The sequence below is a fragment of the Streptomyces sp. NPDC025721 genome (genome assembly GCF_055558595.1).
Genome location: NZ_JBVHMF010000012.1, coordinates 75,077 through 100,546, shown reverse-complemented (window position 1 = coordinate 100,546; position 25,470 = coordinate 75,077). Strand labels below are relative to the sequence as shown.

Genomic DNA, 25,470 nt, shown 5'->3' with positions numbered 1-25,470 from the left:
TCTCCCGGCGTCCCCGGCTTTCCCGGCCTTCCCCGCGCCCTCGGCTTTCCCGGCCTTCCCCGCGCCCTCGGCCTGTCCGGCTTCCTTCGCCCGCAACTCCTCGTAGGTGCGCTGGAGTTTGTTCATGCCGCGGAGCCAGCGGTCGGGTTCCGCGGCGCGGGCCGCGTAATAACCGGCGACCTCGGGGTGCGGCAGGATCAGGAAGCGGTCGGCCGCGATGCCGTCGAGCACCGCCTGGGCGACGTCCTCGGGCTCGATGGCGTTCGGCGCGAGCACGAGGTCGCCCGCGACCCCGGTGGAGCGGAGCATCGCGGTGCGCACGCCCTGCGGGCACACCGCGTGCACGTGGACGCCGCGGTGCCGGTAGGTGAGCGAGAGCCATTCGGCGAAGGCGAGCGCGCCGTGCTTGGTGACCGAGTACGGGGCCGCGCCGATCATCGTCAGCAGTCCGGCGGCCGAGACGGTGGACACGAAGCGCCCCTGTCCGCGCTCCAGCCATTCGGGGAGCAGCGCGCGGGCGGCGCGGACATGGCTCATGACGTTGACGTCCCAGGCCAGCTCCCAGGCGGCGTCGTCCGCCTCGGGGCCGCCGCCGGTGCCGACCCCGGCGTTGGCGCAGAAGATGTCGACGCCGCCGCCGAGCGCGGTGCGGGCGGCGGGCACGATGCCGGAGGCGTCGCCGGGGACGACGGCCGCGCCGATCTCGTCGGCGACCGCGCGGGCGGCGTCGGCGTCCAGGTCGTTCACCACGACCCGGGCGCCCTCGGCGGCGAATCTGCGGGCGAGGGCGGCTCCGATGCCGCCGCCCGCCCCGGTGACGACCACCCGGGCGCCGCGCACTGCTTCCACGACCACGATCGTGTCTCCTTCGACTCGACTCGGCTCCTTCGCATACTAAGCGGTCGGTCACACAATCCGGTAGTGCCGGGCCGGGGGGCGGGGGCGGACCCCGGACGCCGGGGCCTGGGGTCCGGCCGCGCGCCGTGTACGTAGCCGGTGCCGCCGCGTACGTAGCCGGTGCGTATTCAGTCGTCCGGGGGATGGACGACGCCGGACCCTGTCGGGATGATGCGGGCGAACCACACCATCACGGCGTATTTCCAGGGGGGCACCATGGCCGTGACCGGCACCTCAGTGACCAGCACCTCAGTGACCAGCGTCCGGCCGTACTGGGACCTGACCTTCGACGCGGACGGCGACCCCGACCCCCGGCAGCGGGACGCGCTGCTGGAGGCGGTCGGGAACCGGACCGATCTGGTGGTCTTCTCGCACGGCTGGAACAACGACATCGCCACCGCGACCGCGCTCTACGACGGCTTCTTCGGCCACTTCCCCGGCCTGCTGGCCGCCGCGCCGGACCTCCGCTTCGGCTACGTCGGCGTGCACTGGCCGTCGATGCGCTTCAGCGACGAGCCCATCCCCGATTTCCCGCGCACCTCCCCGACGCTCGCCGCGCCCGTGGCGGACGGCGCCGCCGCGTCGGGCGCCGCGCTCGACCCCCTGACCAGGGCCGCGCTCGGCGAGGTCTTCCCCGGCAGCGGACAGACGCTCGACCGGATCGCGGAACTGCTGGCCGAGCGGCCGGAAGCGCCCGAGCGGCTGGACGAATTCGCCGCGCTGGTCCGTACGCTCACCGGACCGCCGCCGAGTCCGGGCGCCGCCGCACGGACTCCCGGCGCACGGGGTCCCGCCGCCTCAGGTCCCGCCGCACAAGGCGTCGCCGCCCACAGCCTCCTCGCCGAGGACATGGGCACCGCGCCGGGCGCCGAGCCGCTCCTCTTCACCCAGGACCCCGTCACCACCTGCCTCTCACTGGCCGACGCGCTGGCGACAGCGGGCGCTGAGGTCGCCCCGGCCCAACCGGCGTCCGGCGAGGCGGTGTTCGGCGGGCTCGGCCGGCGCGTGTGGGACGGCGCCAAGGAGTTGCTGCGGCAGGCCACGTACTACGCGATGAAGCGGCGCGCGGGGACCGTCGGGCAGCGCGGGCTCGGGCCGCTGCTCGGGGTGCTGGCGCGCCGGGCGCCCTCGGTCCGGGTCCACCTGATCGGGCACAGCTTCGGCGCGCGGCTGGTGTCCTTCGCCCTGGACGGCATGCCGTCCACCGTCCGGGTCTCGTCGGTGACCCTGCTCCAAGGGGCCCTCTCGCACTACGCGTTCAGCGGCCCGCAGCCCTTCGACGCGCGGGGCGGGGCGCTGCACGGCAGGCAACAGCGGGTCACCGGGCCCCTGGTGGCCTGCCATTCGCGGCACGACCAGGCGCTCGGCGTGTTCTACCCGCTGGCCTCGCGGCTCGCGGGTGAGGACGAGTCGCTGCTCGGCGACATCGCCCACGCGGGAGCGGATCTGCTCGGCTTCGGCGAACGCTGGGGCGCGCTGGGCCACGACGGCTTCCAAGCTCTGGACGGCGCACCGGAGTTGACCCTGGAGCGGGCCCTGGCCGGTGAGCTGCCGAGGACCGGCTGCGTCAGCGTGGACGCGTCCTCGGTGGTGTGCTCGGGCGGGCCGCCGTCCGGCGCGCACAGCGACATCTGCCACGAGGAGCTGGCCCGCCTGGTGCTGCGCGCCGCGGGCCGGGTCCCCGGCTGAGGACCCGGCCCGCGACTGTCACCGCGCACCGCTCAAGGGCTCACCCCTGAGCGGAACGCGTCACCGGTGTGACGGGAATTCCACCACCTGCTGGAAGGTGGGCCGGTTCTGCCACGCGATCCGGTCGTCCGTGACTCCGCCCAGCGGACGCTGGACGATCGAGTCGGCGCACCACTGGTCACCGGCGGAGCAGCCGCTGTCGTCGGCCGGGTAGACGGTGGCCGCCGGGACGGCCGCCGCCTGCTTCAGCGTGGACAGCAACATGTCGCGGCAGGCGGTCAGTTGGCCGCCGCCGCAGTACGTCTGGTCGAGCGCGCCCTGCACCGGCTTGCCGAGCACCTTGCGCAGATCCTTGTCGGCGTACGACCACCAGCCGTACTGGAAGGCGCTGCCCGCGTGCGAGCCGGTCGGCCCGTGTCCCGCGGACGGCGACTCGTCGATCGCGAGGTTCGCGGCCAGCGCGTTGTAGAGGTCGCTGCCGAGGCCGGGCTGGAACTCGCCCGCGATCAGCAGCGGCCACCACGCGTCCATCACCCGTACCGCGTCCGCGTTGGCGTACGTGTGCGAGCCGGGCGAGGTCTCGTGCCGCTTGGTGCCCGCCGTGCTCCACGCCTCCAACTGCTGTACGGCGGTGGCTTCCTGGGGATCGGTGACCGGTGCGCTGTGGATCACCTGGAGCAGGTCGGGCAGGACGTCCTCACCGCGCAGGTCGGTGAGCGCCGCGTCCGCCATGGCCTTGGTGAGCGCGGCGCGGGTGACGCCGCCCGCCTGGGTGAGCGCCTTCACCCGGTCCTCCAGCAGGTCGGCGCGGTGCACGGAGCCGTTGCCGAAGCCCGCCGAGGTGTACCCCTTGGCCTGCTTGTTGTTCCACGACACGTAGTAGTCCTGGTCGACGGACTGCGGATGCTGCGCGGGCGGGGTGTAGGAGGCGGTGTTGGTCACCGGGTCCCAGCCGCGCCAGTCGTAGGCGGCCTGCGCCCACACCGGGAACGACGGGTCCACGCCGTCCGCCCTGACCGGGTTGGTGCCGCTGTTGTAGTACGCGGTGTGCTGGGAGTCCGCGTAGAACCAGTTGAAGGTGTAGTTGATGTCCTGCGTCGCCCGCTGGAACGAGGCGGCGTCGTGCACGAATCCGGGGTCGTTCAGCTCCTGGAAGCCCAGGATCGAGTCGGCCTCGTGCCGGTACGAACTGCGCAGCGCCGTATAGGCGACGGCCTTGCCGCCGACGGTCGCCCGGTACTGCACCGGGCCGTACGCCGTGCGCCAGACCTGCATGCGGTACGAGCCCGCCGCCGTGGAGTCGGCGACGGTCGGCGACCAGGAGTTGGTGCGTTCCAGCTTCTCCATCGGCACGCACGCGCCGTGCAGCACATAGTGCGTGGAGTCCTGGCACAGCTCCACGGCGTAGGTGTCGGTGACGTCCTGGCTCGCGGAGGTCGCGCTCCAGGCGTAGTCCTGGCCCCGGCCGAGTTCCACGTACATGCCCAGGCCCGCGAAGGACGCGCCGCGCGCGCTGATGCCGGGGCCCTGCAACTCCTGGAGCATCAGCAACTGTGGCGCGAAATAGCCGGTTTGCGGACCGAAGACGGCGACCGGGTGGCCGCTGGCGGTGTGCGCGCCGCTGACCACGAGAGCGTTGGACATTCCCTTCTTCGTGGCGTCGCCGGAGAAGAGGTTGCTCGGCAGCACTCCGGGGCTCTTGGTGGTGGCCTGCTTGGCGCCGCCGGTCGCGTCGTAGACCAGCGGTTCCGGTACGACCGAGCCGGCGTCGGGCAGCGCCTGGCCCTTGGCCTGCGCGGGCTTGCCGGCGTACGGGAAGCTGCTGCCGTCGTGCACGGTGGGCGTGGCCTCGGGGTCGTCCCGCTCGCGGAAGGACTCCCAGACCTTGGTGCCCTCGGCGACCCCGTACTTCTGCTGCGCCGCCAGCAGCGACAGCGCGGACTCCACCTCTCCGCCGCCGCCGGTGCCGAACAGCGCGCCGATCACCGAGGCGAGCGCGATCATGTCGGTGAGCTGGAACGGGTCGATCGTGCCCGCGTTGGTGATCGCGTCCATGTGCCCGGTGAGGACGTACTCGCCGGGGAAGTAACGGCCGTTCTTGGACTGCGTGATGTAGGCGTTGATGCCGTCGACGTACGCCTGCGCGTCGGCGAGCGCCTGCTGGCCGCGGGCGCCGCCGCTGTTCGCCAGCCGGGTGACCTGGTCCTGGAGGTCGGCCTCGGTGTACGGGGCCTGCCGCCAGAACTCCTGCTCCAGGCCGCGGTTGGCCGCCGCGCCGCCCGCGAACGACGACAGTTCGCCGCGTCCGACGTGCCGGAAGAGGTCCATCAGCCACAGCCGGTCCTGCGCCGCCGCGTATCCGGCGCCGTACTCCGTGCCCTGCCTGGTCGTGCCCTTGATGTGGGGGACGCCCGTCGCCTTGTCACGGGTGATCGTCACGTCCGAGCGCGGGCTGATCACCGAGGCGACCTGGCCCGAAGGGACGCCGAAGGACGAGCTGTTGAAGAAGTTGCTGATGGTCGCGTCGGTCAGCCCTGGGTATCCGTCGGCGAGCGACGAATACGGTCCGAGCTGGTCAGAGGTGTGCGCGGGGCGTGTCCCGAGCACCTTGTTCGCCAGAATGTCCGCGAGCGTGGCGTTGCCGTTCTCGCCCGGCGGCAGAATGTCAGAGCACTGTCCCGCGCAGTAGTCGCCCGAGTTGTCCGCGGCCTGCGCCGCCAGCGGCAACGGGGCCACCAAGGTGGCCCCGAGCGCCAGCAGCGCCGCGGCTGTCGCCGTTCTCCACTTGCCGATCCTGCCCAGCTTGCCGATCCGTCGTGGGGTCCGCAGCGGCATGTCTGCTCCTTCCGGATACCAGTCCCCGGACGTTACCGCCGGTACCTCCTTCCCGGAAGATGAACATGCGTCAGCTTTTCACTTCCCCCACATCCCGCCGCCCCCGACTCCCGCAGCCGCGGGGGGGGTGGGGGGCGCGTTGGGGTGAGTGGGGGCGCTTTGGGGTCGGCGGGCACGCGTCGCGGTCAGCGGGGGCACGCCGGGAGCAGCGGCGCGCGTCGCGGTCAGCGGGGGCGCAGGACGAAGACGCCCCAGCCGAAGTAGCGCTTGCCGTAGGTGAGATGGCCGCGCCGCTGGTGGTCGAGGAATTCGCGCATGGCCGGTACGTCGGGGTGGTCGGCGGGGGTGCGGCGGAGCCATTCGGAGATCGCGAACCACTGGGGCGCGTAGTAGCGGTCCCAGTTGTCGCCGTCGGCCAGCACCATTTCGACCAGGTCGACGCCCGCCGCCTCGAAGCGGTCCAGGGTGCCGCTGAGCGACACGAAGTCGTCCGGCTCGGTGCCGAGTGCCTCGTACGCCTCCTCCGGAGGTGTCTCGTGCCAGTACGGCTCGCCGATCAGCATGAGTCCGCCGGGGCGCAGGGCGGGCCGCAGCAGCTCGATCGTGCCCGCGAGGCCGTCCCCGATCCAGGTGGCGCCGAGGCACGAGGCGATGTCGAAGGCGGCGGGCTCCGGCTGGTATTTCCCGGCGTCGCCGCGCTCGAAGGTCACGCTCTCCGACACGCCGAATTCCGCGGCCCGCTCGCGCGCCGCCGTCAGGAAGACCTCGCTGAGGTCGACGCCGACACCGCCCGTGCCGTACCGCTTCGCCCAGCCGGCCAGCATCTCGCCCTTCCCGCAGGCGAGGTCGAGGTGCCGCTGCCCCTCCTTCAACCGGCAGATCTCACCGAGCAGCCGCAGCTTCTCCTGGCTGAGGGGGTTGAGGATGCGGTTGTCCGCCTCGGCGATCTCGTGGTGGCGCAGGCTCATGTGGCTCCTTGGCGGTGCTGGTCGTTCACAGGCGGGCTCGGGCGTTCGCGATGGTCCCCGATCGGGATGGCGGGTGCCACTCGTTTTGGCCCGTCGGCTCGGCTCCATAGTGGCCGACGGCGGGGCGACGGCCGTCACCGGTCGGCAGGCGCCACCGGTCAGCAGGCGTCACCGGTCGGCGGGGGTCACCGGTCGGCGGGGGTCACCGCCACGGGGCCGTGGTCATCAGGCATGACGGGTTCCGGGCGGTGACCGGGTCCGCCGAGGGGCTGGTCGGTACCCGCCGGTAATGCGAGGATCGCGGCGCACGACGCGTGGCGCACGGCGGTACGAGCGGCGGAAGGCGGGAGCGGGCATGGCCCAGTTGCACGATCTGACGGCGGTGGAGCAGGCGGCTGCGGTACGTGAGGGGGCGGTGTCGCCGGTCGAGTTGACCGAGCACTATCTGGAGCGGATCGACCGGCTCGACGCGACGCTCGGCGCGTTCATCACCGTGACGCCGGAGGTCGCCCGCAAGCAGGCGGCGGAGGCCGAGGCGTGGGCGCTGGCCGCGCGGCGCGAGGGCGCGGCCGACGAACTGCCCGTGCTGCACGGCGTCCCGGTGCCGGTCAAGGACCTGAATCTGGTGGCGGGTGTGCGCTGCACCTTCGGTTCCGCGGCCTTCGCGGAGCACGTACCCGACGCCGAGGACCATGTGGCGGCCCGGCTGCGCAAGGCGGGCACGATCCTGCTCGGCAAGACCAACACCCCCGAGTTCGGGCTGCCCTGCTACACCGAGAACCGGCTGGCGCCGCCCGCCCGCACGCCCTGGGACCTGGAGCGGTCGGCGGGCGGTTCGAGCGGTGGCGCCGGGGCGGCGGTGGCGGGCGGCCTCGCGCCGGTCGCGCAGGGCAGCGACGGCGGCGGCTCGATCCGTATCCCGTCCTCGGTTTGCGGGCTGTTCGGCATAAAACCGAGCCGCGGCCGGGTGAGCGGCGGTCCCGTCCTGCACGACGTGAGCGGGCTCAGTACGTCGGGCCCGATCGCCCGTACCGTCGCCGACGCGGCGGCGCTGCTCGACATCCTCGCGGGCCCCGAGCCCGGCGCCCCGTACGGGGCGCCCGCGCTGCCGCCCGGCGAGACCTTCCTCTCCCACGCCCGCCGCGAGCCGGGGCCGCTGCGCGTGGTGGCGCTCGCCGATCCGCCGGTGCCCGGCGTCGCGCTGCACCCCGACTGCCGGGCCGCGCTCGACGGCGCGGCGGGGCTGCTGCGCGAACTGGGCCACGACGTGGACGAGATGGCGCTGCCGGTGGACGACTCGGTGCGGCAGGCGTTCAACGCGGTCTGGTCGGTGATGGCCGCGGCCCGGCCGGTCGCGCCGGGCGACGAGCACTTGCTGATGCCGCTGACCCGGCATCTGCGGGCGGCGGGCGGCAAGGTGTCGGGGCTGGACTTCGCGGGCGCCCTCTACGTCTTCCGCATGCTCGGCCAGCTCATCGCGGACGCGCTCCTGACGTCGTACGACGTGATCCTGACGCCGACGCTCGCTCAGCCGCCGGCCCTGGTCGGGGGCATGCGCGACGACGCGGACCCGACGGCCGAATTCGACGCGATGGCCGCCTTCACGCCCTTCACCCCGCTGTACAACGCGACGGGCCAGCCCGCGGTCAGCGTCCCGCTGCACTGGACGGACGCGGGGCTGCCGATCGGCGTGATGCTGGGCGGGCGGTACGGCGACGAGGCGACGCTGGTGTCGCTGTCGGCGCAGTTGGAACGGGCCAGGCCGTGGGCGGGGCGGCGGCCGGAGGTCTGGTAGCGGCGCGGGAGCCGGGGGTACGGGATCGGCGCGGGAGCCGGGGGTACGGGATCGGCGGCCGGGCGGCGCGAGGGGCGGCCGACCGCGCGGCGGCGATTGACACCCGGCAGCCCCCGAACCATGCTGAGAGTCGCTGAGCAAGCGCTTAGAAACCCCGTAGCGCGCCGTACCGGACCACCCCTGGAGGCCACCCCATGTCGCAGCCCCGCATCTTCGCTTCGCCGGACGAACTGCGCGCCGCCGTCGGCGAACAGCTCGGCTGGACCGAGTGGCAGGAGATCGACCAGAAGCGGATCGACCTGTTCGCCGAGGCCACCGGGGACCACCAGTGGATCCACGTCGACGCGGAGAAGGCGGCGCTCGGCCCGTTCGGCACGACCATCGCGCACGGCTATCTGACGCTCTCCCTGATCCCGTCCCTCACCCCGCGGCTCCTGCTGGTCGAGGGCGTGAAGATGGGCGTCAACTACGGCGTGAACAAGGTGCGTTTCCCCGCTCCCGTACCGGTCGGCTCGCGGCTCCGCGCGACCGCCGAGGTCGCGGAGGTCACCGAGGTGGGCGGCGGCATCCAGCTCGTGACGAAGGTGACCATCGAGCGCGAGGGCGGCGACAAGCCGGTGTGCGTGGCGGAGACAGTGGCCCGCTTCTATCTGTAGCTCTGCGGACGCGTTCGGGCGGCTGTCCGTGGAGGCGTTCGCGCGGGTCGCGCCCTCAGGCCGTGGGCCGCACCATGCGCAGCACGAGGTCGGCGTAGAGCGCGCCGACCTCGTCCGGGGTCCTGCGGCCCTCGGGGTTGAACCAGCGGGCCACGTCGATGCAGAGCGACAGCACGGCGAGCGTGGTCCCGGAGACCTCGGGGACGTCGAATTCGCCCGCCGTCACGCCGTCCTTGATGATCGTGCGGATCGCGTCCTCGCTCTGCCGCCGCAGCGCCACGATCTCCGCGTGGTGCTCGGGGGCGAGCGCGCCCAGTTCGTACTGCACGACCCGCCCGGTCGTGTGGTGCTCGGCGTGCCAGCGGACGAAGGCGCGTACGGCGCTCTCCAGCCGTTCGGCCGCGCTGCCGTCGCCGTCCCTGGCCTCGGAGAGCATGGCGAGCGAGCGCAGGTGGCCGACCTTGCTGATCTGGTAGAGCAGTTCCTCTTTGGTCTTGTAGTGGATGTAGAGCGCGGCGGGGCTCATGCCCGCGCGCCCGGCGATGTCGCGGGTGGTCGTGGCGTGGTAGCCGCGCTCGGCGAACGCCTGCACCGCCGCGATCACCAGCCGCCTCGCGGCGTCGGGGCTGATGTCCCCCCACGCCTCGCCGGTTGTCGCCTCGACGCTCATCGCACGCTCCTCACCGCCGGTCACAGCCGCCACCCTATCGCGGGGCTGAGCAAGCGCTTAGATACTAAGCGGTCGCTCGTCACTTGTCGTGACCAGGGCAAGGGGACGTCGAGACAGGACGTCGAAGCGGTACGGGGGCGCGGTGCGTGGAAGCGGTACGGGTGCCGTACGGGGAGTGCGGTACGGGTGCGTACGGGTGCGCGGCCTGCGGTCAGAACGCCGATACGCCGGTCAGCGCCCGTCCGATCAGCAGCTTGTGTATCTGGCTGGTGCCTTCGTACAACGTCATGACCCGCGCATCCCGCAGCAGCTTGCCGGCCGGGTACTCGTCGATGTAGCCGTAGCCGCCGAAGACCTGGAGGGCGTTGTTGGCACAGCGCACGGCGGCCTCACTCGCGTAGAGCTTGGCGACCGAGGACTCGGTGGCGAAGGGCAGCCCGCGGTCGATCAGGTCGGCGACCCGCCAGGTGAGCAGCCGGGCCGCGTCCACGTCCACCGCGATGTCGGCGAGCAGCTCCTGAACGAGCTGGCGTCCGGCGATCGGCGCTCCGAACTGCTCGCGCTCCCCCGCGTACGCCACCGCCGCGTCCAGGCACGCCTGGGCGATGCCGACACAGCCCGCCGCGACCGACATCCGCCCCTTGGCCAGCGCGGACATCGCCACGGAGAAGCCCTTGCCCTCGGGCGCGAGCATCGCGGAGGCCGGGACGCGGACGCCGTCGAGGACCAGCTCGGCCGTCGCCTGCCCGCGCAGCCCGAGCTTGCCCTGGATCTCGCGGCGGGTCAGGCCCGCCGTGTCGGTCGGCACCAGGAAGGCGCTGACGCCCTTGTGCCCCTCGTCGGCGCGGCCGGTGCGGGCGAAGAGCAGGACGACATCGGCCCAGGTGCCGTTGGTGATGAACATCTTGCTGCCGGTGATCATGTACGAGTCGCCGTCCCGTACCGCGCGGGTGGTGAGATTCGCGGCGTCCGAACCGGTGCCCGGCTCGGTCAGCCCGAAGCAGCCGACCGCGTCGCCCGCGGTGAGCCGGGGCAGCCACGCGCGCTTGTGCTCCTCGCTCCCCCAGCGCGCGATCGACTTGGCGACCAGGCCGAGCGAGACCGAGACGATGCCGCGCACGGAGGAGTCGCCGCGGCCCAGCTCCTCGGTCACCAGGCAGTAGGCGAGGTGGTCGCCGCCGGAGCCGCCGTACTCCTCGTCGACGGTCAGCCCCAGGAAACCGAGCGCGCCGAGCTTCTTCACGATGGCGCGGTCCACGCTCTCGGCGCGGTCCCACGCCACCGCGTTCGGCGTGATCTCGCGCTCGGTGAAGTCCCTGGCCAGCTCCTTGACGGCGGCCTGCTCCTCGGTCAGCTCAAGGTTCACTGCGTCGTCACCGCATCCCACGATCGTCCGGACGATCCTTCGAAACTACCACCGCTAGTTTTCGGGCGGCAGGCTCTACTATGTGCCGCATGGCCCGCCCCCGCAAGCCCCTGCTCAGTCGCGACCGGATCGTCACGGCGGCCCTCGCCCTCATCGACGAGGAGGGTCTGGCGGCCCTGTCCACCCGGCGGCTCGCGGCCGAACTGGGCGTGAGCGGGCCCTCCCTCTACAACCACTTCGCCACCAAGGAAGCCATCCTCGACGCGGCGGCCGACACCGTCGTCACCCAAGTCGACCTGTCGATGTTCGGTGACGGCAGGGACTGGCGGCAGGCGCTGCTCGACTGGGGCCGCTCCTACCGCGCCGCCCTCACCGACCACCCGCACATCGTGCCGTTCCTCGCCGTCGGGCCCGGCCTGCGGCCCGCCGGGCTCCGGATGGCCGACGCCGTCTTCGGCGGCATGGTCGAGGCGGGCTGGCCGCCCGCCCACGCCACCCGGATCGGCGCCCTCATGCGCTACTTCGTCACCGGCTCCGCGCTCGGCTCCTTCGCGGGCGGCTTCGTCGGCGACGCGGACGTCTACGACCCCGCCGACTATCCGCACCTCGGCCAGGCCCACCTCCTCGCCAAGCACCAGCGGCAGATCGACAGCGGCGCCTTCGAGACGGGGCTGCGCGCGCTGATCGACGGTCTGGCCGTGCAGTTCGAGGCGCTCGCGGGCCCGGGAACCGCCCCGGCGTGAGCCCCGGCGCGGGTGGCCTCCCGGCGGGAAATCCGGGGGCGGACCGGCCGCGCCTGCTGACAGGATGGCGCCATGTCAGAACCGGTCCCGCAGGGCCCCGAGCCCGACTTCGTCCAGGTCAACTACCGCAAATACGACGGCACTCTGCACTGGAATCTGCGGATGCGGCGGCTCGGTGAGGACGAGCACGGCGTATGGCTCGGCCTCCCCGGCTTCGGCCTGGTGCGCAAGGGCCACAACCCCCACGTCCCGATCCCCGAGGCGCACATCATCCTCTTCCCGCGCGACGCCTGGTGGACGGCGACCTTCAACGCCGCGCCCCGCCGCACCGAGATCTACTGCGACATCACCACCCCGCCGCGGTGGCCGTCCCCCGCCGAGGTCACCATGGTCGACCTCGACCTGGACGTCCTGCTCAAGCGCGGCGCCGACCTGCCGATCCTGGTCGACGAGGACGAATTCGCCGAGCACCGGGTGCGGTACGGCTACCCCGCCGATGTGATCGGCGCCGCCGAATCCGCCGCCGCGTGGCTGATGACGGCGGTGGCGGAGGGCACCGGTCCCTTCGACGGCACTCACCGGCACTGGCTGGCGATGGTCGACGGCGCGCAGGCGTAGGCGTACGCGTAGACGTACGCCTAGACGTACGCCTGGGGACGCGCCCGCTGACAGCGGCGGGTGCGCGGTCCCGCGGGAATCCGGCCCGACGGCCGGTCAGAAGACCACCAGCGCCCGGCCGCCGCGCCCGGCGGTCATCGCCCCGAAGGCCGCCGGGATGCCGTCGAGCGTGATGCGGTCGGTGACCATGGCGGACAGGTCGAGGCGGCCCGCCCGTACGTGCTCGGCGAGCACCGGCAGATCCACGGCCGGGTCGCAGTTTCCGTACACGCAGCCGGAGAGCGTGCGGCCGAAGTAGAAGAGTTCCAGCGCGGTGAAGGTGACCTGCTGGTCCTGGCCGCCGATGCCGACCACCGTCGTACGGCCGCCGCGGCGGGTGGAGGACCAGGCGGTGCGGATGGTGGCGGCGCGGCCCACGCACTCGATGGCCGCGTCGGCGCCGAAGCCGTCGGTGAGCTTGCGGATCCGCTTGGCCGTATCGTCCCCGGAGACGACGAAGTCGGTGGCGCCGGCCGCCCGCGCCAGCTCCTCCTTGGCGGGCGCGACATCGACCGCGATGATCCGCTCGGCGCCCGCGATCCGCGCCGACTGGAGCACGGCGAGCCCCACGCCGCCGACCCCGTAGACGGCGACGCTCTCGCCGGTACGGATCCGCGCCGAGTGGTGCACCGCGCCGTAGCCGGTGAGTACGGCGCAGCCGAGCAGCGCGGCGTCGGTGAGCGGGACGCCGTCGGGGAGCGGCAGGACCGCGCCCGCGGCGACCACGGTCTCCTCGGCGAAGACGGCGGTGCCCAGGCCCGGGTAGAGCGGGCTGCCGTCGGCGGCCAGCGTGGCGTACGGACTGGCGGCTGCCGTGGCGGAGTTGGCGCACAGCCAGGGCTCGGCGAGGCCGCAGAAGTGGCAGTCGCCGCAGGCGGGCGCCCAGTTGAGGACCACGCGGTCACCGGGGGCGAGATGGCCGACGCCGTCTCCGACCGACACCACCGTGCCCGCGCCCTCATGGCCGAGGACGGCGGGTACCGGCTGGCGCAGCGTTCCGTTGGACAGCGACAGGTCGGAATGGCACACGCCCGCCGCCGCCAGCCGGACCCGGACCTGTCCGGGGCCGGGGTCGGGCAGCTCGATGTCGGCGACGGCCAGCGGCGCGTTGACGGCGGGCAGGACGGCTGCGCGTACCACGAGGTCTCCTGGGTGCGGGGCTGCGAGCGGATCCGGATGCGGACGGATGCGGTCGGGGGCTGACGGATGCGGGTGCGGGTGCGGACGAGCGGGCGTGAGCGGGGTGGGGCAACGGGCCGGTCGGACCGGGTCGGCCGGGGTGATCCCGGTCGACCGAGTCGGCCCGAACAGGTCGGGAGGGGCGGGCGGTTTGTGCGGTTCAGCCGGGTCGGGCGGTCCTGGGGTCCTGGGGTCCTGGGGTCCTGGGGTCAGAACTGGAGGGACTTGGTCTGGAGGTACTCCGCCAGCCCGTGCGCGCCCAGCTCGCGGCCGACTCCGGACTGCTTGTAACCGCCGAAGGGCGCCAGCGGGTTGAACCGGCCGCCGTTGATGTCGACCTGTCCGGTGTCCATCCGGCGGGCGAAGGCGACGGCCTCCGCGTCGTCGGCGCCCCAGACCGCGCCCGCGAGCCCGTAGACCGTGCCGTTGGCGATGCGCAGGGCGTCGTCCTCGTCCTCGTACCTGATCAGGGCGACGACCGGGCCGAAGATCTCCTCCTGGGCGATCGTCATACCGGGGTCGACGTCGGCGAAGACAGTGGGGCGTATGTAGTAGCCGGTCTCCAGTCCGTCCGGCGCGTCGGGGCCGCCGACGACGATCCGCGCGCCTTCCGCGGCGCCGCGCCGTATGTAGCCGCGCACCCGCTCGCGCTGCTTGGCGTTGACGACCGGGCCGAGCCGTTCGCCGGGTACGTACTTGGCGGCTGCCGCGGTGGCCGCCTCGACGGCTTCGTCGTAGCGCGCGGAGTCGACGAGGATCCGGGTCCAGGCGCTGCATGTCTGGCCGGAGTTGGCGAAGACGTTGGCGATGCCGACGTTGACGGCGCGGGCGAGGTCGGCGCCGGGGAGGATGACATTCGCGGACTTTCCGCCCAGTTCGAGCGCGACGCGCTTGACGGCCGCGCCCGCGGTGGCGCCGATCTGCCGTCCGACCGCGGTGGAACCGGTGAAGGAGACCATGTCCACGCCTGGGTGCTCGGCGAGCGCCTGTCCGGCGACCGGGCCGAGGCCGGTGACCAGGTTGAAGACTCCGGCGGGGAGCCCGGCCTCGTCGAGGATCGCGGCGAAGAGCTGGGCGACCAGCGGGGTGTCCTCCGCGGGCTTGAGCACCACGGTGCAGCCCGCGGCCAGCGCGGGGGCGGCCTTGGCGACGACCTGGTGCAGCGGGTAGTTCCACGGCGTGATCGCGCCGACGACGCCGACCGGCTCCTGGAACACCCGTGAGTTGCCGACCTGTTCCTCGAAGCCGTACCCGGCGGCGAGCGCGGCGAAGCTGCCCATGACGGCGGTGGGCATGTCGGTGTGGACGGCGGCGGCGAAGGCGGGCGGGGCGCCCAGCTCGGCGGCGACGGTCGCGGCGATCTCCTCGCGGCGCGCCGCCATCAGGTCGCGTACCGCGCCGAGTATCGCGCCGCGTTCCGCGGGCGGGGTGGCCGCCCAGCCGGGCAGGGCGGCGCGCGCGGCGCGTACGGCCTCGTCCACGTCCTCCGCGGTGCCCGCGGGCACCTGTCCGATGACCTTCTCGGTCACCGGGTTGACGACGTCGATCCGGCCGCCGCCCGCGGCGGGGCGCCACTTCCCGCCGATGTACTGGGCGTCGCGCGATGTCACCAGGTCCTGTGCGCCCTCTGCCGTACCGTCCACCGTTGCTGCCCTCCGGGGTCACCGCTCTGCGTCCGACGCCCAAACTAGCGCCGTTAGTTTTTTGTGGCCAGGGTGTGTCGCGTGCCGTCAGTCACGTCGCGCCGGGAACACCCGACGACCCGGGCTCCGCGCGGGGCCGGGCCCGTGACATCCGGCCGCCCTCCCCGGGCGACTCGCGCCCAGGGGTCCCGTGCCCCGCTGTCCGGGTGTCACACCACTCGGCGGCGCCGTGTCACCCGGCCGTGTCACGGGCGCGGCGCGGGTCAGCGGACGGCCTCCATCCGTATCGGGAATCCGTTGAGCACGGCCGTGCCGGAGAGCGGGTCGAGCCGCGTGCCGTCGAGCAACTGATTGACGTTGACGCCCGGCTCGCGGGCCGCCTCGGTCAGCCGGGTGCCCTCGCGGTCGTGACCCCAGCCGTGCGGCACGCTGACCACTCCGGGGCGCAGCGCGTCGGTGATCTCGACGGCCGCGGTGATCTCCCCGCCGTCGCCCTTGATCAGGGCGAGCGCCCCGTCGGCCAGCCCGAGCCGGGCCGCGTCGACGGGGTGTATCTGCGCCGTGCAGCGGTTGGTGCCGCCGGTGAGCGCGGGCACATTGTGCATCCAGGAGTTGTTGGACCGCAGATGGCGGCGCCCGATGAGGACCAGCCCTTCGCCGTCCGCGCCGCGCGTCACCGTGGCCCGCAGCCGCGGCAGATCGGCGGCAACGGCCTCGGGCGCCAGCTCGACCGTGCCGGACGGTGTCCGCAGCACCTCGGGCACGCGCGGGCGCAGCGGGCCGAGGTCGATGCCGTGCGGCCGGTCCAGGACCCTCGCCAGGGTGAGGCCGTCGGGGTCGGCACCGAAGCCGTCGCCGTACGGGCCGAGGCGCAGCATCATGTCGAGCCGCCGCTCGTATCCGGTCCTCCCGCCGAGCGCGGCGGACAGCTCCGCGACGTCCCGGCCGTGGACCGGCGAGTGCGGGTCGCCGGTCTCGGCGGTGAGCTTGCGGACCACCGCCTGTTCGTCCACGAGCGCGGGGTCGGCTCCCTGCTCCCGGGTCTGTCCCAGGACGGCGAGGATCAGCCGGGCGTGGATCTCCGGTTCGTCCAGCAGTCCGTCCTCCAGCGGCACCGCGGGCGGGCTGTAGCGGACGGTGTTGCGGACCGCGAGCGTGCTGAAGGCGAAGTCGTAGTGCGCGCTCTGCGCGGGCGGGGGCGGCGGCAGCACCACATCGGCATGGCGCGAGGTCTCGTTGAGATACGGATCGACGCTGACCATGAAGTCCAGGCCGTCCAGGGCGCGGTCGAGCCGCAGGCCGTCGGGGGCGGACAGCACCGGGTTGGCCGCGACCACGACGAGGGCGCGCAGGCGGCCGTCCCCGGGGGTGTCGATCTCCTCGGCGAGGGCGGCGGCGGGCAGTTCGCCCTTGACCTCGGGGTGTCCCGAGACCCGGCTGTGCCAGCGGCCGACGCGGAATCCCTTGCCGGGGCCGGGCGGTCGGGGCGCCCGCGCGGTGGCCGCGAGCGGGAACATGGCGCCGCCCGGCCGGTCCAGATTGCCGGTCAGCGCGTTGAGCACGTCGACCGCCCAGCTCGCCAGGGTGCCGAATTCCACGGCGGTGCTGCCGAGCCGCCCGTAGACTACGGCGCGCTCGGCCGCCGCCAACTCGCGTGCCAGGGCCCGGATGTCGTCGGCCGGGACGTCGCAATACGCGGCGACCGCCTCCGGCGCGAAATCCGTCACCAGGTCGCGTACTTCGGCCACGCCGCTGAGCCACGGGGTCAGTTCGCCGGGGTCCGCGAGCCCTTCGGCGAACAGTGTCCTGACCATGGCGAGCAGCAGGGCCGCGTCGGTGCCGGGCCTGGGCGCCACATGGCGGTCGGCGGCCCGGGCGGTCCTGGTGCGGTGCGGGTCGATGACGACGAGTCTGCCGCCGCGCCGCCGCAGCGCCTTGAGCTTGCCGGGGAAGTCGGCGGCGGTGGCCAGACTGCCGTTGGAGACCAGCGGGTTCGCGCCGATGAGCAGCAGATGGTCGGTGCGGTCCAGGTCGGGCACCGGGATCGCGTTCGGGTCGCCGAAGAGGTAGCCGCAGGACACGTGCTTGGGCATCTGGTCAAGCGTGCTCGCGGTGAAGACGCGGCGGGTGCGCAGCGCGCCGATGAGCTGCGCGGGGTAGAGGCCGCCCGCCATCGTGTGCACATTGGGGTTGCCGAGGACGACGCCGACCGCGTCACCGCCGTGCGCGCCGGTGACCGCGCCGATCCCGGCGGCGACGGCCGCGTACGCCTCGTCCCACGTCGCCTCGGTCAGCCGGCCCTCGCGGCGCACCAGGGGGCGCCGCAGCCGGTCGGGGTCGGCGTCGAGCGCGCCGAAAGCGGCGCCCTTGGGGCAGATGAAGCCTGCGCTGAACACGTCGTCCCGGTCGCCGCGGGCATGCGTCACCCGTCCGTCGTCGACGGACAGCGTGAGGCCGCAGGTGGCCTCGCAGAGCGGACAGATGCGCAGGGCGGTTCGGGTCATCGGGGACTCCCCTGGACGGGCGGCGACGTTGGCGCGCGGTCGTCTTCGACATTACCCGGCGGTACTGACAACGACCCCTGGAGCGGGCATCGGGCCTCGCGAGGCGGGTGCGGGAGATCCGGGAAGGGGCGGGGAGGCCAGGGGGCCTAGGGGCCAGGGGACCTGGGGGCCTGGGAGATCAGTCCAGGACGGTCGCGAGATAGGCCCGGATCAGCTCCTTCGTCTCGGAGATCACCCCGGGGTCGCCCGACGGGTCGGTGCGGAAGGCGAGTTGCAGCGCGGCGTCCGCCGTCTCGACGGCGATCACCAGGGCCAGCCGCAGCCGGGGTTCCGAGGGGTCGACCGAGAGCCGTTCCCCGAGCAGCGCGGGCAGCCGGTCGGCGAGGTCGTGGTTGGTCTCGCCCGGCACGCCGAAGTCGACCAGCGCGAAACCGGGCGCGGTGCGCTTCATGGCGGTGTACTCGTCGACCAGGATGTTCACCGCCGTGCGCCAGTCGGGGTCGGTGCCGGGCTCCGCGAGACGCGCGGCCGTACGGTCGAGGAATTCGTCGAGGTTGCGGTGGGCGAGGGCGTCCGCGAGGGCGCGCTTGTCGGAGAAGAAACGGTAGACCGACCCGATGGGGACGCCCGCGCGGGCGGCGACGGCGCGGGTGCTGAGACGCTCGTAACCGCCCTCGTCCAATAGCCGGGCGCAGGCGTCGAGGATGCGTTCCAGGCGTTCGGTGCTGCGCTGCTGCACCGGTGCGCGGCGCAGTCCGCTGTCGGCGCCCACGGCCCGTGGCACGGCTCCCTCAGCCCTTCGCGGCGAGCGCGTCGAAGAGCTTGCGCAGGTCGGCGAGGGCTTCCGCCAGGGCGGCCGGCGGGTCGTCGGCCCTGACGATCGCCATCGCGCTCTCGCTGAGTCCGCCGTAGAGCATCGACGTCAGCGGGTCGGCGGGGCGCTGCGAGATCGCGCCCGCCTTGATGGCGTACTTCACGCCGCGCAGGGTGAGTTGGCGGCAGTTGACGCCGAGGTCGCGCATCGCCTCCCAGCCGAGCGCGCCCGGAGCGTCGAAGAGCGTGATGCGCTGCACCTCGGGGTCCAAGGACGCCTCCAGATAGGCGCGGCTGCCCTCGTAGACCGCCTCCCACGGGTCGGCGACCTGGAGATACGCGGTCGAGATCCGTTGGGCGAGACGTTCCTGCTCGCGGGTGTAGACGGCGCTGAAGAGCTGCCTCTTGCCGGAGAAGTGGTGATACAGGGCGCCTTTGGTGACGCCCGCCCGCTCGCAGACCGCGTCCAGCGAGGTGGCCGCGTAGCCCTCGGCGGCGAACAGCGCGCGGGCCGCGGTGAGCAGGTCCTCGACGGTGGCGTCCGACCGCTCGCGCTGCGTGGGGCGTGCCGCCGCCCTGCGGGCCGGGACGGTGCCCGTCCCGCTTCCGGTGCCTGTGCGCGGTGCTGCCACAGCGGCGCCCTCCTGTCGTTCGCGATGCCCTCCCCACCCTAGGGCCTGCCCACTCTTGACACGCACATACCTTCGGTATGTATTTTCATACCGTCAGTATGTACTCCCAGTATGTTTCTCGCTGCCAAGGCAAGGACGGCCCATGTCCTCCCCCGCTTCCACCCTCCCCGCACCGCCCGGCTCAGGACGGACCCCGGACGTCAGACCGGGGCTCGTCCTGCTGCTCAGCGCGGGCGCCACCTTCATCGCGTTCCTCGACGCCACCGTGGTCAACGTCGCTTTCCCCGACCTGGCCGAGAGCTTCCCCGCCGACCGCGTGTCCGACCTGTCGTGGGTCGTGAGCAGCTACGCGGTGCTCTTCGCCGCGCTGCTCACCCCCGCGGGACGGATAGCCGACGCCTTCGGCCGCAAGCGCGTCTTCCTGCTGTCGCTCACCGGCTTCACGGTCGCCTCCGCCTTGTGCGCCGCCGCGCCCGGCCTGCCCTGGCTGATCGCCGCCCGCGCCCTCCAGGGCGCCGCCGCGGCCGGGATGATCCCGGCCGCGCTCGGGCTGCTGCTCGCCACCACGCCCCCCGCCGGGCTCGCGGCGGCGATCGGCGTCTGGGGCGCCGCGGGCTCGATGGCCAGCGCCGCCGGGCCGAGCCTGGGCGGTCTGCTGGTCGACGCCTTCGGCTGGCGCTCCGTTTTCCTCATCAATGTGCCGGTGGGCATCCTCCTGGTGGCCGCGGGACTGCGCGGCCTGCCGGAACGCGTCGGCGCGGAACGGCGGTTGCCCGACCCGCTGGGCACGCTCGCCGTCACCCTGGGCATCGGCCTGCTGGTGCTCGGCCTCAGCAAGGGCAGCGACTGGGGCTGGGCGTCCGCGGCCACTGTGGGCAGCACATTGTGCGGCGCGGCACTGCTCGTCGTGGCGCTCGTCCGTTCCACGCACCAGGTGACGCCCGCCGTCGAAACCGGCCTGTTCCGCGACCGCGCCTTCGCCGTCGCCTCCGCCGCAGCCGCTTTCGCCGGGGCCGCGCTCTTCGCCTGGATGCTCTGCGGACCGCTGTTCCTCACCACCGTGTGGCACTACTCGGTCCTCAAGGCGGGCTTCGCCCTCACACCCGGCGCGCTCACCTCCGCGGTGGCCGCCCTGGTGGTCGGCAAGCGCGCCCGGCCGCACCATCTGCCCGCCGTCGTCGCCGTGTCCATGGCCGCCTTCGCCGCGGTGAGCGTCTGGACCTGGTGCCAACTCGGCGCCGACACCCGTTTCCTGGCGCTGTGGCTGCCCATGGGCCTGATCGGCGGCGCCGCCTTCGGGGCCACGCTCACCGCCCTGTCCACCGCCGCCGCGACATCGCTGCCGCCCCGGCAGTTCGCCTCGGGCGTCGGCATGACCACCACCGCGCGGCAGTTGGGCGGCGCGCTCGGCGTCGCCGCGACCGCCTCGGTCATCGCCGCCCACGGTTTGGACGGGACGCGGGCGTTCCGCGAGGTGTTCCTCGTCTGCGCCGCGCTTGCCGCCGTCGCCGCCGTGGTCGGCCTCGGCCTGACCCGCACTCTTGCCAAGGAGTCCTGAGATGACGCAGTACGGCGACGCCGTTCCCGTTCCCGTTCCTGTTCCCGTCCCCGCTCCCGATCCCGCTCAGAGCCCCGTCCCCGGTCCCGTCCTCAGCGCGGTCAGCGCCTTCTCCGCCACCTATGCGGCCGACCACCCGGCGGAGGCCGCCGACCCCCACTGCCTGTCACCCGAGGAGAGCGACCGGCTGCTGCGCGGCGCGCCCTGGAAGCGCTTCGCGGTCGTCGGCGACAGCATCGCCGAGGGCCTGGGCGACCCCGTGCCCGGCTACCGCACCGCGCCCTGGGCCGACCGCACCGCGGAGGCCCTGCGCCGGGTCGTGCCGGAGCTGACGTATCTCAACCTCGGCATGCGCGGTCTCACCGCGGGCCAGGTACGCGCCGACCAGGCCGAGCGCGCCGCGCGCTTCGCGCCCGACCTGGTCGCGATCGTCTGCGGCGGCAACGACCTGCTGCTGCCCGGCTTCTCCCCCGAGGTGCTGGAGAAGGAGCTCGACCTGCTCTTCGCCCGGCTGGCCGCGCCCGGCAGGACCCTGTTCGCGTACGCGCTGATGAATGTCGCGGCGGCCGTGCCGGAACTGCGCGGCGGCCCGCTGGAGACCGGCGTCGCCGTCCTCAATCAGGTGACCCGGACGGTCGCGGAGCGCTACGGCGCGGTGGTCGTCGAGATGTACGACCATCCCGCCGTCGCCGACCGCGACCTGTACAGCGCCGACCTGGTGCACGCCTCGGCGAGCGGCCACGCGGTCTCGGCCGCCGCCACCGTCCGGGCCCTGGCAGCGGAGTTTTCCACAGGCTCGGGCTGAGGGTTGCCGCCGTGATTCCTATGGTTCAGCATAGGAATCACGGACGAGACCCCACCGGGAGCAGACCATGAACGCCACGAACGCCGTGAACGGGCCGGGCGGCGCCGACGCCGAGGACGGCAAGGACCTGCCGTACTCCTCGGGCTTCGGCAACGAGCACAGCAGCGAAGCCGTGGCGGGCGCGCTCCCGGAGGGGCGCAACTCACCGCAGCGCGCCCCCTTCGGGCTCTACGCGGAACAGCTCAGCGGCACCGCGTTCACCGAGCCGCGCGCCCGCAACCGACGGAGCTGGCTCTACCGGATCCGGCCCTCGGCCGCCCATCCGCCCTTCCGCCGGGTCCCCAACGGCCAGGTGCGCAGCGCCCCGTTCCTGGACGTGGAGCCCGACCCCAACCGGCTGCGCTGGGGCCCGCTGCCGATGCCGCAGGAGCCGACGGATTTCGTGACCGGCCTGGTCACGGTCGGTGGCAACGGCGATGTGCTGCGCCGTGAGGGCATCGGCATCCACTGGTACGCGGCCAACCTTTCGATGCACAACCGGGTGTTCTCCTCCTCTGACGGCGAGTTCCTGATCGTGCCGCAGCGGGGCGCCCTGCTGCTGCGGACCGAGTTGGGGCTGATCCGCGCCGATCCGGGCGAGGTCGCGCTGATCCCGCGCGGTGTCCGCTTCCGCGTCGAGCTGCCGGACGGCACGGCGAGCGGCTACGTCTGCGAGAACTACGGCCAGCCCTTCCAGCTCCCGGAGTTGGGCCCTATCGGTGCGAACGGACTGGCCAACGCGCGGGACTTCCGCGCCCCGGTCGCCGCCTACGAGGACCGGGACGAGCAGACGGAGGTGGTCAACAAATTCGGCGGCAATCTCTGGGCCGCGGTCTACGACCACTCGCCGCTCGACGTGGTCGCCTGGCACGGCAGCCATGTGCCGTACGTGTACGACCTGCACCGCTTCAACGTGCTGGGGTCGCTCAGCTACGACCACCCCGACCCGTCGATCTTCACGGTGCTCACCTCGCCCTCGGACACGCCGGGGCTCGCGGGCGCGGACTTCGTGGTCTTCGCCCCCCGCTGGCTGGTCGGCGAGGACACCTTCAGGCCGCCGTACTTCCACCGCAATGTGATGACCGAGTTCATGGGCCTGATCGAGGGGGCGTACGACGCCAAGGCCGAGGGCTTCGTGCCCGGCGGCGCCTCGCTGCACAACATGATGTCGGCGCACGGACCTGACCGGGCCACCTTCGACAAGGCGAGCGCCGCCGAACTGGCGCCGCAGCGCGTGGACGACGGGCTGGCGTTCATGTTCGAGACCCGTTGGCCGGTCGTGCCCACCGAGTTCGCGCTGAACGGGGAGCACCGGCAGGGGGGCTACGACCGGGTGTGGGAGGGGCTTGCGAGAAACTTCCGGCCGTGACGTCCTTCGCCCCCGACTCCCTCGTCCTGAACCGCAAGCTGCCGCTGTGGTACCAGGTCTCGCAGTCGTTGCGCGCCTCGATACTGGGCCGCCACGCGCAGGCCCCGCTGCGGCTGCCCACCGAGGACGAGCTGGCCGGGCACTACGGGGTGAGTGTCCTCACCATGCGGCAGGCGCTCAAGGAGCTGGAGGACGAGGGCCTGATCAGCCGGCACCGCAGGCGTGGCACCTTCATCGAGCCGACGGCGCTGCGCGGGGCGCCGGTGAAGCTGCTCGGCTCGGTGGACGCGATCGTGGCGCAGCAGTCCGGCGGCCGTACGGCGGTGCTGCGCTACGGTTCCGAGCCGCTGCCGCCGGGGGCCGCCGAGCACTTCCCCGACCTCGACCGGGCCATGGCCTACCGCAGGCTGCGCTGCGACGAGAGCGGTGAGCCCACCAACTGGGCGGAGAATTTCGTACGTCCGGAACTCGGCGCCCGGATCGACCTCGCCGACCTGGAGCGGTGGCCGATGACGAAGGTGCTGCGGGACATGCTCGGCGTGCGGATCAGCCGGATCACCGACACCGTGGAGGCGCGGCTGGCCGATCCCGAGACGGCGCGGCTGCTGCAAGTGCCGCTGCTGAGCCCGATATTGCACTACACCGGGGTGACCTACGACGAGTCGGGCCGGGCGGTGGACGTGGTGCGCATCCATTACCGGGGTGACCGCTTCTCGTTCACGGTGACGATGGAGGCGCCCTGAGGGTCGTCAGTAGCATGCGTGCGGTGAGCAATGACGCGCCTTTGCTGCACGACGTGATGCCGTGGTCCGTACGCCCGTTGCGGATCGGCCGCGGCTGGCCGATGGCCGCGGAGCCTTCCTGTCTGCGTGCCCGGTGGGCGCTGTTCACCGGCACCGCGGACCAGGACGCCCGGTCGGCGCTGCTGCATCCGACGCGGGCCAGGAATCTGCACACGCCCGTCGCGCAGTTGCCGGGCCACCGCACCCCGACCACCGCGCTGGCCGGCGAGACCGGTCGCTGCCCCGAGCCGGTGCGGGTGCAGCACGGCCCGTACGACCGGCAGTGGCTGATACCCGACCACCGGCTGATCGACGTGGCGCGGGCCGAGATATGGCGGACGGCCGACGACCGGCAGGTCTTCGCGCTGGAACAGGCGTATCAGGCGCGGGCCGCGTCGGTGGCGGAGTCCGGGGCGCCGGAGCCCGCCGTGGTGTTCTGCGCGCTGCTGCCCGACGGGCGCTCCCCTGCCGGGCGGCCGGGCTGGATACGGCCGCTGTTCCGGCAGCCGGGCGGCCGGGACCCCAACATCGCGCCGGGGCTGACCGCCCTGCTCTCCGCGCGGCTGGGCACCGAGGTCGCCGCCGCGGACGTGCTGGCCTGGATCGGCGCGGCGGCGCGGCCGGGCCCCGGCGGCGCCCTCGTACCGCTGCCCCGTGATCCCGCGCTCTGGCAGGAGGGGCTGGCGCTCGGGCGCCGGACGCTGTGGCTCCAGACCCACGGGGCGCGGTTCGCCGATCCCGCCGAGGGACGCGACGCCGGTCGGCTCCGGCTGCCCGGAGGAAGCCGCCCTTACGTCCGCTCGCCGCTGCCGGACACCCCGGCCGCCGGGGAGTTGTCGTACGACCCGGACGAGCGGGCGCTGCTGATCGGTGACGGCCGGATCTCGCCGGTCTCACCGGCCGCCTGGGAGGTCACCGCGGGTGGGGTGCGGGTGATCGAGGCGTGGTTCGAGCGGCGTACGGCGCCGGGTGCGCCGGGGACCCTGGAGGCGCTGCGACCCGCCGCGTGGACACGGGCCACTACGTCGGAACTGCTGGAACTGATCAGTGTGCTGACGCTGCTGGCCGGTCTGCGCGCGTACCGCGAGGGTCTGGCGCGCCGCCTGGCGGTGCGCGGCGAGACGGTCACGACGGCCGAACTGCGGGCCGGCGGCGTACTGCCGGTACCCGCCGCCAGGCGCAGGCCCGCCTCCGTGCTGGAACACCACGAGGAAGGGCCGGACGGGCAGTTCGCCCTGCTGTGACCAGCCGTTGTGACCAGCCGTGCCGTGAACGACCTTGCCGTAAGCGGTCCGACTGCGGCCGGGGGGAGGGTGTCCGCGCGACCTGGTGTCGCGGCGGACCGTCCGGTGGGGAGGGACGGCCGCGGCGGGCACACACCGAAGCGCCGCGCGAAGCAGCGCCGAGCCGGGACGGTGTGGCCGCCGGACGATCCGAGCACCTGGCCGGTCCGCGGCCCCGACCGAGGTCAGGGGACGGCGGGACCTGGGAGTCCGAGTCCTGGGAGAGGGCGGAGCGGACTCAGCCTCGGTTGCCGAACAGCGATCTCCGCAGCCGTCGCAGCGGCGCGAAGAGCGACACCCTCGCACCGCGGTTGGCCGTGGTGTGCACGGTGTTGCGCGAGGTCAGCTCCTGCATCAGCACAGTCGCTTCCTCTGTGTCGCGCTGGGGCAGGGCAGGCCCGGCCAGTATCGCGAGGTGCCGGTCGAGGCGCGCACTGGACGCGCCTGTACCGCAGTTGATGGCAGGCACTCGTGGCCTGCTGTGCATCGCTATCTGTTCCATTACTCTCCCCACCCTTACGAGGGCACCCGGCTCGGGCAGGCTAACCCTATCGCCCCGCCACGTCACGTGCGCATCCTGGACTCAT

At 73.1% G+C, this 25,470-nt stretch carries 20 protein-coding genes and 1 pseudogene; 10 read left to right on the top strand and 11 right to left on the bottom strand.

The annotated features are described in order from the left end of the window. Nucleotides 1–87: 87 nt before the first annotated feature. Nucleotides 88–849, bottom strand: a pseudogene (locus ACZ4EF_RS18895) (SDR family oxidoreductase); the annotation flags it as partial. 216 nt (nt 850–1,065) lie between these two features. Here ACZ4EF_RS18895 and ACZ4EF_RS18890 point away from each other — a divergent pair. Beyond that, nucleotides 1,066–2,586: an alpha/beta hydrolase family protein gene (locus ACZ4EF_RS18890; RefSeq protein WP_467505470.1), complete on the top strand. Its 1,521-nt coding sequence runs from the start codon at nt 1,066–1,068 to the stop codon at nt 2,584–2,586. A 60-nt stretch (nt 2,587–2,646) separates the two neighbouring features. Here the strand turns inward: ACZ4EF_RS18890 and ACZ4EF_RS18885 are convergent, their stop codons facing one another. Then, a complete protein-coding gene (locus tag ACZ4EF_RS18885) occupies nt 2,647–5,421 on the bottom strand; it encodes a penicillin acylase family protein (protein WP_391048505.1) in 2,775 nt (924 codons plus the stop codon). A gap of 224 nt (nt 5,422–5,645) precedes the next feature. Continuing rightward, on the bottom strand, nt 5,646–6,389 hold the full coding sequence (locus tag ACZ4EF_RS18880) for an SAM-dependent methyltransferase (protein ID WP_355333380.1): 744 nt from the start codon (nt 6,387–6,389) through the stop codon (nt 5,646–5,648). Between the two features lie 355 nt (nt 6,390–6,744). Between ACZ4EF_RS18880 and ACZ4EF_RS18875 the strand changes: the two genes are divergently transcribed. Next, nucleotides 6,745–8,184 (top strand): amidase, encoded by a 1,440-nt coding sequence (locus ACZ4EF_RS18875; protein WP_391161269.1) that lies wholly within the window; start codon nt 6,745–6,747, stop codon nt 8,182–8,184. A 194-nt stretch (nt 8,185–8,378) separates the two neighbouring features. Then, nucleotides 8,379–8,840 carry a MaoC family dehydratase gene (locus ACZ4EF_RS18870; protein WP_355333385.1) on the top strand — a complete coding sequence of 154 codons (462 nt, stop codon included), beginning with the start codon at nt 8,379–8,381 and terminating at the stop codon, nt 8,838–8,840. Between the two features lie 55 nt (nt 8,841–8,895). On the opposite strand, the gene ACZ4EF_RS18865 is transcribed toward ACZ4EF_RS18870, so the two are convergent. After that, nucleotides 8,896–9,510, bottom strand: a complete 615-nt coding sequence (locus tag ACZ4EF_RS18865) for a TetR/AcrR family transcriptional regulator (RefSeq protein WP_391048514.1) — start codon at nt 9,508–9,510, stop codon at nt 8,896–8,898. Between the two features lie 211 nt (nt 9,511–9,721). Continuing rightward, on the bottom strand, nt 9,722–10,876 hold the full coding sequence (locus tag ACZ4EF_RS18860) for an acyl-CoA dehydrogenase family protein (protein ID WP_467505467.1): 1,155 nt from the start codon (nt 10,874–10,876) through the stop codon (nt 9,722–9,724). 89 nt (nt 10,877–10,965) lie between these two features. Here ACZ4EF_RS18860 and ACZ4EF_RS18855 point away from each other — a divergent pair, with 89 nt between their 5' ends. Both ACZ4EF_RS18855 and ACZ4EF_RS18850 read left to right on the top strand, forming a co-directional pair. Then, nucleotides 10,966–11,619, top strand: a complete 654-nt coding sequence (locus ACZ4EF_RS18855; protein WP_391161271.1) for a TetR/AcrR family transcriptional regulator — start codon at nt 10,966–10,968, stop codon at nt 11,617–11,619. A 72-nt stretch (nt 11,620–11,691) separates the two neighbouring features. Further along, the gene (locus ACZ4EF_RS18850; RefSeq protein ID WP_467505465.1) at nt 11,692–12,237 is read left to right on the top strand and encodes a DUF402 domain-containing protein; all 546 of its coding nucleotides are present in this window, start codon (nt 11,692–11,694) and stop codon (nt 12,235–12,237) included. Between the two features lie 96 nt (nt 12,238–12,333). Here the strand turns inward: ACZ4EF_RS18850 and ACZ4EF_RS18845 are convergent, their stop codons facing one another. The 5 genes from ACZ4EF_RS18845 to ACZ4EF_RS18825 all read right to left on the bottom strand — a co-directional run bounded on the left by ACZ4EF_RS18845 (nt 12,334) and on the right by ACZ4EF_RS18825 (nt 19,047). Continuing rightward, nucleotides 12,334–13,416, bottom strand: coding sequence for a zinc-binding dehydrogenase (locus tag ACZ4EF_RS18845; RefSeq protein WP_467505463.1), 1,083 nt, complete (start codon nt 13,414–13,416; stop codon nt 12,334–12,336). Nucleotides 13,417–13,664: 248 nt separating this feature from the next. After that, nucleotides 13,665–15,065, bottom strand: coding sequence for an aldehyde dehydrogenase family protein (locus ACZ4EF_RS18840; protein WP_467505589.1), 1,401 nt, complete (start codon nt 15,063–15,065; stop codon nt 13,665–13,667). Between the two features lie 296 nt (nt 15,066–15,361). After that, a complete protein-coding gene (locus ACZ4EF_RS18835; RefSeq protein WP_467505461.1) occupies nt 15,362–17,602 on the bottom strand; it encodes a molybdopterin-dependent oxidoreductase in 2,241 nt (746 codons plus the stop codon). Nucleotides 17,603–17,780: 178 nt separating this feature from the next. Then, nucleotides 17,781–18,386 (bottom strand): TetR/AcrR family transcriptional regulator, encoded by a 606-nt coding sequence (locus tag ACZ4EF_RS18830; RefSeq protein ID WP_355333401.1) that lies wholly within the window; start codon nt 18,384–18,386, stop codon nt 17,781–17,783. A 7-nt stretch (nt 18,387–18,393) separates the two neighbouring features. Beyond that, nucleotides 18,394–19,047: a TetR/AcrR family transcriptional regulator gene (locus tag ACZ4EF_RS18825; RefSeq protein WP_467505459.1), complete on the bottom strand. Its 654-nt coding sequence runs from the start codon at nt 19,045–19,047 to the stop codon at nt 18,394–18,396. A gap of 142 nt (nt 19,048–19,189) precedes the next feature. On the opposite strand from ACZ4EF_RS18825, the gene ACZ4EF_RS18820 reads away from it, so the two are divergent. The 5 genes from ACZ4EF_RS18820 (at nt 19,190) to ACZ4EF_RS18800 (ending at nt 24,844) form a co-directional block, all read left to right on the top strand. Beyond that, complete coding sequence (locus ACZ4EF_RS18820) at nt 19,190–20,605, top strand: DHA2 family efflux MFS transporter permease subunit (RefSeq protein ID WP_467505457.1); 1,416 nt, start codon at nt 19,190–19,192, stop codon at nt 20,603–20,605. Nucleotide 20,606: 1 nt separating this feature from the next. After that, nucleotides 20,607–21,410, top strand: coding sequence for an SGNH/GDSL hydrolase family protein (locus tag ACZ4EF_RS18815; protein ID WP_467505455.1), 804 nt, complete (start codon nt 20,607–20,609; stop codon nt 21,408–21,410). A gap of 67 nt (nt 21,411–21,477) precedes the next feature. Then, nucleotides 21,478–22,818 carry a homogentisate 1,2-dioxygenase gene (gene hmgA / locus ACZ4EF_RS18810; RefSeq protein WP_391161284.1) on the top strand — a complete coding sequence of 447 codons (1,341 nt, stop codon included), beginning with the start codon at nt 21,478–21,480 and terminating at the stop codon, nt 22,816–22,818. Beyond that, nucleotides 22,815–23,561: a GntR family transcriptional regulator gene (locus tag ACZ4EF_RS18805; protein WP_467505454.1), complete on the top strand. Its 747-nt coding sequence runs from the start codon at nt 22,815–22,817 to the stop codon at nt 23,559–23,561. Before hmgA ends, ACZ4EF_RS18805 begins: the two co-directional genes overlap by 4 nt. A gap of 14 nt (nt 23,562–23,575) precedes the next feature. After that, a complete protein-coding gene (locus tag ACZ4EF_RS18800) occupies nt 23,576–24,844 on the top strand; it encodes a type ISP restriction/modification enzyme (RefSeq protein WP_467505453.1) in 1,269 nt (422 codons plus the stop codon). Between the two features lie 277 nt (nt 24,845–25,121). On the opposite strand, the gene ACZ4EF_RS18795 is transcribed toward ACZ4EF_RS18800, so the two are convergent. After that, nucleotides 25,122–25,385, bottom strand: a complete 264-nt coding sequence (locus ACZ4EF_RS18795; protein WP_401856331.1) for a hypothetical protein — start codon at nt 25,383–25,385, stop codon at nt 25,122–25,124. Nucleotides 25,386–25,470 lie beyond the last annotated feature (85 nt).